The following is a 10,968-nucleotide window of genomic DNA, read 5'->3' on the forward strand; positions in this document are numbered from 1 at the left end:
AGGACGATCCCAGTTTCCATACCCTTCCCGATGACAACGATTCGATCGCCCAATATTTGTTCCTCTACAGCCTCTCGGTGCCGGTGGGTCAGGACATCAACGACCGTTTCAACGTCGATTATTCCGCGAGCCGCGTGACTGTGATCCGCGCCCTGGTCCCGACCCGCGCCAGCCGCGAAAACATGGACATCATCAGCGACTGGGCGGCCAAGAATCTCAAGAACGTAAAGGTCGAGTTCACCGGCCGCGACGTGTTGTACACCAACATGGGCAACAATGTCTCGGACAGCCTCATCAGTTCATTCGCCGTGTCGGTGGTAGGGGTGACCGTTCTCATCGGCCTGCTGTTCCGTTCCTGGCAATTGGGCCTCGCCAGCACGCTGCCCAATTTTCTGCCCGTCCTCGTTGCCCTGGGGTTCATGGGCATGGCCGGCATCTACCTAGATATCGGCACCATCATGGTGGCGAGCATCGGTTACGGTATCGCCGTCGACGACACCATCCATTTCTTCAGCCATTACCGGGAGGCGCGGCGGGCCGGGCACACCGCGCGCGAGGCGATCGGGGAGGCGTTCTCCGACGTGGGCATTTCCATCACCTTCACCACGGCGGTGCTGGTTCTGGCGTTCTGCGTGTTTCTGTTCGGCGATTTCATGCCGAACGTTTACAAGGGCTTGCTGGTGGGCTTGTTCCTGGTCGTCGCCCTGGCGGCCGACCTGTCCATCACGCCGGCCGTCCTGTCCCTGATCGATAAGCCGCGCCGTCTCCTAGCCCGCATTTCTCACACCCCTCCTACTGCGGACGCCGATCCACTCGCTGTGGCGCACCGTACTCCCTCGCGCCGGCTCGACGTAGAGTCGGCTACGCCTTCGCCGCCGCTCGGTCCGTGCGGCACGCCACAGCGGCGTCTCGACGACCTCGCGACGAAGGGGTGCGAGAAATCCGGGCTAGCCGGGGCGAGCGAAAGCGACCCGGGGAAGGGCGGCCATGGCCACCCCGTTCCTTCCGCCGCCGACGTCGCCGGGCGCAGCGAGTTCACTGCCCTGGATGCCGACTATGCCGGAACAGGACACCCGCCGGTCGCTGGTGCCGGAGGGGGCACCGTGTTCACCGCGAGTCCAGCCGGGCGCATGGGTGAAAACTCGAATTGACGCTGTCGGAGAAGCCTTATGTCCAAGCCACTCATCGAACTGTTCACCGGCCGGCCTGCCGACAAGGCGGCCTTGATCGAGCCCCGTCCCGCTCCGGGAACGCTATGCCCGGAGGAAAACCTGGCCTACATCTTGTTGCGCGCCGCGGCCACCGATCGCGGGGTTGTCTTCGTCCGGGACGAGCGTCACGAGACCCGCTTCTCGTATCAGGCCATTGCAGAGCAGGCGCGGATGCGGCTCGGCGCCTTGCGGGCCCTGGGGCTCAGGCGAGGCGATCCGGTCATGCTGATGTTCCGGGAAAGCCACGACTTCGTGGTGACCTTCTGGGCGGCCGTGATGGGCGGCATCATTCCCGCGCCGCTGGCCTATCCGCCATCGCTCACGGACGACAATGCGGTTCTCATGAAGCTGAAGGCGATCTGGAAACAGCTGGACCGACCGCTGTTGTTGTCCGATGCCTATATGGCGGAGCAGCAGTCCGTGCTGCGGCAGGCTCTGGGGGAAAACTCGATTCGTATCGAGGCGGTTACGGACCTTGCGGAACCCTCCACGCTCGCGGATCCGGATCTCGCCCGGCCCGATGACCTGGCATTCATACAGTACAGTTCCGGCAGCACGGGGACCCCCAAGGGCGTGATGGTGACTCACGCCAATCTGATCACCAATCTGGAGGGCATCATCTTCGGAGCCGAACACGGTCCGGGCGACGCCTTCCTGAGCTGGATGCCGTACCACCACGACATGGGGCTCATCGGTTTCCATTTCGTTCCCATGGCCCTGGGGATCGAGCAGGTGAACCTGACCCCGTTCACCTTCGTTCGCAAACCCACGCTATGGATGGAAAAAATCAGCGAGCACCGCTCGACAGTAACGGGGTCTCCCAATTTCGGCTACCGCCATCTGCTCGGCAAACTGAAACCGGACCACCTGAAGCGCTGGGATTTGTCGTGCCTCAGAAACATTTATAACGGCGCGGAACCGATTGCCGCTGCGGTCATCGAGGAATTCATGACGACCCTGGGCCCGTGCGGGCTCAGGCCCGAGGCCATGTACCCGGTGTACGGCATGGCCGAGGCGAGTCTGGCGGTGACCTTCCCTCCGCCCGGAACGCTTCCGCGGGTGCACTGGCTGGATCGCCAGGAATTGGCGCAGGGGCGGGTGGCAGGCGCCGAGCCCCATGGCGAAAACTCCATCGCGGTCGTTGACGAAGGCTACCCTGTGCCGGGCTGCGGGATCCGCATCGTGGACGGCGACGGGCAGGTGCTTCCGGAAGGCCGGGTCGGCCGCATCCATATCTGCGGCCGCAATGTGACCGGAGGTTATTACAACAACCCTTCCGCGAATGCCGAGACATTTCACGACGGGTGGCTGGATACGGGCGACCTCGGTTTCATGATCGACGGGCGCCTGTGCATCAGCGGACGGGCCAAGGACATTATCTTCATCAACGGGCAGAATTTTTATGCCCACGACATCGAAGCGCAGGCGGAAACGGTTAACGGCGTAGACCCCGGAAAGACCATCGCCTGCGGTTGGCAGGACCCCGACTCGGGCGAGGAGAAAACGGCGATCTTCCTCGCGATACGCAACCCGGACAGTCCCGATGGGCGGGCCGTCATGGCCGAGGTATGGCAAAGGGTCAACCAGGTGCTTAACGTCGCGCTGGATTACGTCGTACCGGTCAAAGCCATTCCCAAAACCACGAGCGGAAAGCTCCAGCGTTACAAGCTCTTGGAGGAGTTCCAGCGGGGCGACTACGACGCCGTACGCCATTGCGGCGTCGACCTGGTGAGCGGTGCGCTCGAATCGACCGTTTCCGGCACCGAAAATTTGACGGATCTGGTCCGGGAGGTCTGGGCGGACGTGCTCGGCCTTCCGGCCGCTAGGATCAATCCGGACCAAGCCTTTCGTTCGTTGGGCGGCACGTCCATAAAGGCGGTGCAGATTTTGGGGCGGCTGGAAGACCGGCTGAACCGGCCTTTGGACCATGAACTGCTGCTGCGTTGTCACACCGTCCGTCAGATGGCGGACTGGCTGGGCGGACGGCCCGGCTCCGCCGTGGCGGCCAGCGCGTCGGACACCGGCGACGCGCAGGAAGACGCGATCGCGATCATCGGCACGGCCTGCCGGTTTCCGGGGAGCAATTCGCCGGAGGAATATTGGGAACTTCTGAGCCAGGGCCGGGAAGCCATCGGCGCCGTGCCCGCGGACCGTTTCGCGCTGCCGCAAGGCGGGCGGGAGGACTGGTGGCGCGGCGGCTTCGTGCGCGACGTCTACGCCTTCGACGCAGAGTTCTTCGGCATCAGCCCCGAAGAAGCCACCGACATGGACCCGCAGCAGCGTTTGTTCCTGGAGGTGGCCGCCGAGACCCTGGAGCGCGCCGGCTACTCCAGGCCGGCTCTGGATGGCGCCGACGTCGGTTTGTTCATCGGCGCGAGCCACAACAATCACATGGAATTCCTGGTCAACGCCTTGTGCGGCGACGCCCTGGAGAGCTTCGCCAGTCTGCGTCGCCTGCCGCCCAGCGAACGCGACGAACTGCTCAAGGAGTGGCAATCCCGCTTCGGGCGGTTCTCGCTGCACGTGAATACGGCGGTGGACAATCTGCTCAACATGATCGCGGCGCGTGTCTCCCATACCTTCAACTGGAAAGGTCCCAGTTTCACCATCGACAGCGCCTGTTCCTCGTCACTGGTCGCGGTGCATCTGGCATGCCAGAGCTTGCGCCAGGGCGAATGCTCGATGGCGGTTGCCGGCGGCGTGAGCCTCACCCTGAGCCATTTGCCGTTCCTGTTGTTCCAGCGCGCCGGCGCGCTGTCGGCTAGCGGTCGGTGCCGCGTCTTCGATGCTTCGGCCGACGGATTCGTGCTGGGCGAAGGCGCCGGTGCGGTGTTGCTCAAACCGCTGTCCCGCGCGCTGGCGGACGGCGACCCGGTACTGGCGGTGATTCGCGGCTCGGCGGTGAATAACGACGGGCAATCCCTTGGGGTCATGGCGCCCAACCCAGACGGCCAGCGCCAGGTCATCGATGCCGTATACCGCCAGTTCAAGATCGATCCCGCTTCCATACAGTTCGTCGAAGCCCATGGCACCGGTACTCCGCTGGGAGACCCGAGCGAGATCCGCGCCCTGACCCACGCCTTTGGCGGCTTGGCCCGGCAGAGTTGCGCGATCGGATCGGTCAAGGCGAACATCGGGCATCTGCTCAGCGCCGCGGGAATCGCCAGTTTGATCAAGGTCGTGCTGGCCTTGCAGCATCGGCAGATGCCGGGAAACATCAATCTGAACGAGCCCAGCCGGCAAATCGACTTTGCCAAGACGCCATTCCTGCCCCTGACCTCGACCCGCGTGTGGACAGTACCCGAAGGTGTCGCCCGGCGGGCGGCCATCAATTCCTTCGGTTTCGGGGGCACCAACTGCCATCTGGTGGTGGAGGAAGGCGTGGCGCGCGAGAAGCCGAAAGGCGTCTGGCCCTATCATCTGTTATTGCTCTCGGCGCGGAATCGATCCGCCCTGAATCGCACGAGCGAGCATCTCGCCGCCTACCTGGAGCGCAGGCCCGCACTGGATCCCGCCGACGTCTGCGCCACCTTGAACAGCCGACGCAATCACTACGCGTGCAGGGATGCCCTGGTCGTCGAATCGCTCGGCGAGCTCGCCAACGGGCTCAAGGGGCTGGAGAAACGCCAGCCCACGGAAACGGAATCGCCTCCGCCGATCGCGATGATGTTTACCGGCCAGGGCTCGCAGTATCCGGGTATGGCCGCCCAGCTTTACGAACTCTGGCCGCGCTTCCGGCGGGCCATGGATGAGGCCGCGGCGGCCTTCGATCCGTGGCTGGAAGCGCCTTTGTTGACCGCGATCTATCACCCCGAGGCCAATCCGGAGCAACTGGCGCGAACCGAAATCACGCAGCCGGCGATGTTTGCCGCCGACTACGCCCTGGGCCGCGCCTTGCTGGAGCTGGGTGTGCGGCCGGCCGCATTGATCGGGCACAGCGTCGGCGAGTACGTGGCGGCTTGCCTGGCCGGCGCCGTGGATTTGGCCGACGCCGCCAAGGTCATTGCCGCGCGCGGCCGACTCATGTCCGAGTTGCCGGGGCAGGGCGGGATGCTGGCGGTATTCGCGAGGGCCGATGAGCTGTCGGCGTATCTAGAGGACTATCGCGGACGCGTATGGTTTGCGGCCAACAACGGATCGCACCAGGTCGTGGCCGGCCATCGGGATGCCGTGGCCGAACTCGCCCGCATACTCGAAATCGAAGGGCGCCGCGTCAAGCCCCTGCGAGTGTCCCACGCGTTTCACACGCCGCTCCTGGAGCCCATGCTCGAACCGTTCTCCAAGGTGCTGGCCGAAGTGGAATGGCATGCGCCGCGGCTGCCCATCATTTCCAATATCACCGGCGATTGGCTCGGGGCCAACGGTCCCGACGCCAATTACTGGCTGCGGCATGTTCTTGAACCCGTCCGTTTCGAGCAGGGCATACGCGCCGCTTATGCCGGCGGCATTCGCACCTTCGTCGAATGCGGTCCGGACAGCGTTCTGACCCATTTGGTCGCCACCGTGCTGGCCGGGGAGCGCGTGACCTTGGCGGCCTTGTTGGATCGTCGCCGGGAAAATGCCAGAACCTTGCTGGATGCCCTAGGCATCCTTTACACGTCGGGCGTCAACCTGGATTGGCGCATGCTCGGCGAGGATTTTCCGGGACGGCGCATACCTCTCCCGGCGTATCCGTTCGAACGAAAAGTCTACCGTCTGCCTCCCTTGCCGCCGGCCGAATCGCAAGGCCAGGCATTGCTGCATCGCTGGGAATGGCCTCAAACGCCGCGAGGCGACTCCGTCCCGCTGCCGCCCGGTGCCCTATTGGTGTTTGCGGGCGAGGGGCAAGCGGCCTGGCTCGCGGCTCTGCGCATCCGTGTGGGGCCGGACCGCCCGCTTCTGGTGGTGCGGCCGGGGGCCGGCTTCTCGGCGGACGGCGGGAATTTCACGGTCAATCATTTGGATGCGGGCGACTACCGGCAGTTATGGCAATCGGTGCTGGCAGACTACGGCGCCCCCGCTGCGGTGGTCCATGCCTGGAATGCGGATTTGACGGGCGCGCCGCGAGACGATGAGGCTGCCCTGCACTCCGGCCTCTTCAGCTTGACGTTCCTGGCTCAGGCGATGCGCGAGCCGAGTCCCATAAAACCGTGCCGGATACTCTGGTTGACCCGGCGCGCCCATGTTCTGGACAGTCTGGAGCCGGCACCCGATCCGTACCAGTTGCTCGGGATTACATTCGCCCTAGGATTGGGGGAGGAGAACGAACATCTCGTCGTGAAGGCGGCCGATCTGGATACCGTGCCGGCGGCTCCGGATGAGGACGTCGATACCATTCTTGCGGAACTGGGAACGGCGGAATTCGGCGGGGAGATACTTGCGATTCGCCGTTCTCTGCGCTTCCAGCGCCGTTTCGGCGCGGTCTACAACGAAACCGGCGTTTCGGAACCGCTGCTCAAGGACGGCGATACCTGCCTGATCACCGGCGGGATCGCCGGGATCGGAGCCGAAACCGCCCTTGCCCTGGCGCGATCGGCCCGGATAAACCTGGTCCTCACCGGACGGAGGCCTTTGCCTGCGCGGCAGGAGTGGGACGCCCTGCCGGCCGATCATCCCGATGCCCCGCGCGTGGCGCTGATCCGCCAGCTCGAATCCTTGGGCGCAACGGTGGATTACCATGCGGCCGACGCCGCCGATTCCGAAGCGATGACGAAAGCCATAAGGCGCCTTAGGGAACGCTTCGGCCGGCTGGACGGCATCATCCACTCCGCGGGAGTGGTCGACCGCAACGTTCTCCGCGCCACCGACAAGAGCGTCGAATCAATACGCTCGGTGTTGGCTCCGAAAGTCAAGGGCAGTTGGCTGCTTCATCAACTGACGGCCGACCAACCGTTGAAATTTTTCATCCTGTATTCGTCCATCGCCGCCACCTGTCCGCTGTGGGCGGCCAGCCTGACCGATTACGCCGCCGCCAACGCCTTCCTGGACGGTTTCGCGGAATGGCGAAACCGTTCCGGGGCGAAAGGCCGCACCCTGGCGCTCAACTGGTCGCTCTGGGACGAGAAGGGCATGGGTCGCGACGCCGGCCTGATGGCGCTGGTCCGCAGCAAGGGCTTGCGCGCCCTGGTTCCGGAAACCGCCTGTGCAGCCTTGTCGCGCGCGCTCGCTATTCCCGGCGCCTCGGTGGTGCACGTCATCGATTTCGAGGCGGAGGCGGAAAGCCCGGCGCCAGCTGCGGCGCCAGCGGCACATTCCCCGGCACCCGAGCCCATCGAGCCGGCTCCGCGCGCCGCCCTGGCGGTGCAGGCCGCCGACTGGCTGGAGCTGGTACGCCAGCTCACAGGCGCTTATGTGAACGTAGCAGCGGAACAGATCGATTCGGGCCGCAAGTTTCATGAACTGGGTGTCGACTCGAAGGGGGCCGTCGAAATCGCGGAGAAGCTGGCAGCGATCCTGCGTCAGCATGTCACGCCGACTCTGTTGTTCGAGTTCCAGTCACCGCTGGACCTGGCGCGCCATCTGGAAAACCAGCACGGCCCGGAGTTCCTTGCCCGGTCGCAGGAGCCTGGCCCCGCTCGGACCATAACCATTACGACCACTGCCGCATCCCGCTCCGACCGTCGCACCGATGACCGCATCGCCATCGTCGGCATGAGTTTGCGGGTGCCCGGTTCCGCCAGCTCCGACGAATACTGGAACATGCTGGCGGAAGGGCGGTGCGAAATACGCGAGGTGCCGCGGGACCGCTGGTCTCCCGAGGATTATTTCGATGCCGTGAACCGCCATACCCACGGTAGTTACTCGAAGTGGGGCGGTTTCCTGGAACGTGCGCACGAATTCGATCCGCAGTTCTTCGGTATTTCGCCGCGCGAAGCCAAGGCCATGGACCCGCAGCAGCGGATTTTCATGGAAGTGGCTTACGAAGCGCTGCAACAATCGGGTTACGCCGGCGAAGGGCGTGCCGAGCGCCTCGGCGTGTTCGTCGGATGCGAGCAGAACTATTACGCGGAACATTTCATCAACCAGCAGCGTTATTGCCGGTTGCGCGACCGGATCAGGAGCACCGACTGGTACCGTCAACTTCCGATGGGGGCACGCGCCGATTGGGACGACGCGCTCCGTGAGGTTTTGCAGCCCGCGGAACTCCTGTCCGACGCCATAGCGGGCAACGGGCTGAACGAGATCGCCTGCCGTTTGAGCCATTGGCTGAACGTGCGCGGCCCGAGCCTGATCGTCAACACGGCTTGTTCCGCCGCCCTGGTGGCCACGCATCTCGCCTGCCAGAGCCTGCGCTCCGGCGAGTCGCGCATCGCCGTGGCCGGGGGGGCTTATCTGAACATGGGCTCCACCCCCTTCGTTTTTCTGAGCCGTGTCAACGCCATGTCGCCCGACGGCCGGTGTTATCCGTTCGACCGCCGTGCCAACGGCATGGTCCTGGGCGAAGGCGTCGCCGCCCTGGTACTCAAATCGCTGGCCGACGCCATGGCGGACGGCGACTACATCCACGGCGTGATCCTGGGCTCGGCGATGAACAACGACGGACATTCCTCCGGCCTGACGGCGCCCAACCCGGCCGGTCAAGCGGAGTGCATCGCCCGCGCCTACCGTGAATCCCGGGTCGACCCCGCCACGGTCTCCTATGTGGAATGCCACGGCACCGGCACATCCCTGGGCGATCCGGTCGAAGTGGAAGGCATGACCAAAGGCTTCCGCCAGTTCACCGACCGGCGCGGATACTGCGGCATCGGCTCGGTGAAATCCTCCATCGGCCACATGCTGTCCGCCGCGGGAATCCCCAGCGTCATCAAGGTACTCTTGGCGATGCGGCACGACTATCTGCCGCCCACCGTCAATTACAGCGAGCCCAATCCTTACATCGATTTCGACGCTTCGCCATTCTACGTCGTGGACAGCCACGGCCGGCCGTGGACCGGGAACGGACAGCCGCGGCGGGCCGGTGTCAATGCCTTCGGTTTCGGGGGGACTAATTGCCACTTGATTCTGGAGGAGCCTCCCCGCGCCGTGGATCAGCCTACCGGCATGGACCGGGTTCCGCTTTCCGATCCGCAACTGCTGTACCTGACGGCGCGCACGGAGAGCGCTCTGCGCGCCTACGCCAAGGCACTGCATGCGCATCTCGAGGAAAACCCATCGATATCTGCCGAGCAGGTGGCCTGTTCCCTCAATGGTGCCCAAAGAGAAATGAATTTCCGCGCTGCGGCGGTGGTACGTGGACGGGAAGATCTCTTGGCGGTCCTCGCCTCCGTGGCCGGATCGGGCAAGCACGACCGGCTTCTCTCGGGGCGCGCAAATCCGAAGCAGCCGCCCGCGATGGCTTGGGTGTTCGACGATTGCCCGTGGCCGGAGGGAACCGCGGATACGCTGGCGCGACGGTATTCGGTCTTTGCCGACGCCTGGACCGATTTCCGGGCTGTACTTCCTCCCGGACACGAAACCGTGCCGCGCCTGCAGGCGGCGGCGGAACAGTACGCACTGGGTCGACTGCTGCGAGAGCTGGAGTTGGTTCCCGCCGGCCTTTGGGCCGAGGGAGCCTTGAGCCCGGTCGCCGCCGCGGTAGCGGGCTGGCTAAGTCCGGCCTCGGCCGCAGCCTTGCTGAACGGGGGCGATGCGGTTCCTGAGAACGGTGCCGGCGATCAAATCTGGCGAATTCCAATTCACACGATCGACGGAAAGATCTCCGTGGACAATCCGGAATGGGCGATTCGGTTGCGCTCCGCTGCGAGAAACCCATCCGAAAGCGTACAGCCTCCGACGGATGCACGCTTGCGAACCGTCCTTCTGGGGGGCAAAGGCGGCGAGGGGAAAGGACTTGTACGGATGATCGGGGCGGCGCCGGGCGACGAGAGTTTGTTGACCGCACTGGCGCGGCTGTACATCGAGGGCTTGAGATTGGATACGCGCCCCCTGTGTTCTCCCGTGCTTACCCGCGTATTGCTGCCGGCTTATCCCTTCGAGAGGAAGGAATTCCTCTACGACCCGCCTCCGGTGGACGTGGAAGAGACCGCCGACATCGCGGCCGCGCCGGAGCCGGCAGTCGCGCATTCTCAGGGCACAACTGCGAGCAAGGAGCCTCAGCAGAATATAGCCACCGCCCTCCTTGACGAATTGAACCGGATCATCCTTCCCCGGGAGCCTTTGAACGAGCATTCCTGAGAGAGTGCGAATAGACCTGCTGCGCCACCCGCCATCGCCTTTTATGTACTCGTCGTACTTCCTTGTACGACTGACGACGGCGGGCGGCTCGCGACGGTTTCTTCGCAAGCTCCGAGAACGGAAAAAATGACGAATACGCTGAATACGTGAGGACTTAAGACCATGCAAGACCATCCCGCCGCCCGGCTTGAGCAATGTGTGTACAAGGCTGTGGCGGAAGTTACCGGACACGCGCCGGACGATCTTTCGCCGGACCAATTCCTGGAGAGCGATCTCGGGTTGGATTCGATCAAGACCGTGGAGTTGATGAACGCCATTCCGCCTCAACTGCCGGACCACCTGCGGGACCCGTTTAACTCGCTACTCGCCGCCGGGACATTATTCCAGCTGCAAACCCTTGGGGAGTTGGTCTCGATGATCGGTGCCATGGAGAGCAGTGAAGCCGCCGCCACCGCGCCCGAGGCCGACGATGACTTGACGCGAAAAGTACGCGAGGTGGTCGCCGGAATTACGGGACACGATCCGTCCGAGCTCGCGGACGACATGTTCCTGGAAAGCGACCTGGGGTTGGATTCGATCAAGACCGTGGAGCTCATGAACGCTC

General features: G+C 64.2%; 3 protein-coding genes. All 3 read left to right on the top strand.

Annotated features, from left to right (window positions below; translation table 11 throughout):
- The coding region (locus ABJK70_RS13415) for an MMPL family transporter (RefSeq protein ID WP_347258213.1) at positions 1–1,151 on the top strand (1,151 nt) is incomplete at its 5' end.
- 18 nt (positions 1,152–1,169) lie between these two features.
- Complete coding sequence (locus tag ABJK70_RS13420) at positions 1,170–10,364, top strand: SDR family NAD(P)-dependent oxidoreductase (protein WP_347258214.1); 9,195 nt, start codon at positions 1,170–1,172, stop codon at positions 10,362–10,364.
- A gap of 162 nt (positions 10,365–10,526) precedes the next feature.
- Positions 10,527–10,968, top strand: a 442-nt coding sequence (locus ABJK70_RS13425) for a phosphopantetheine-binding protein (RefSeq protein ID WP_347258215.1), incomplete at its 3' end; no start/stop codon positions are given.

Origin of the sequence: Methylocaldum sp. (assembly GCF_039794385.1) — a bacterium.
GTDB lineage: Bacteria > Pseudomonadota > Gammaproteobacteria > Methylococcales > Methylococcaceae > Methylocaldum.

Bases quoted from the DNA above. Each gene is read 5' to 3' on its own strand.
- ABJK70_RS13420 (WP_347258214.1), top strand. From the start codon at position 1,170: ATGTCCAAGCCACTCATCGAACTGTTCACCGGCCGGCCTGCCGACAAG.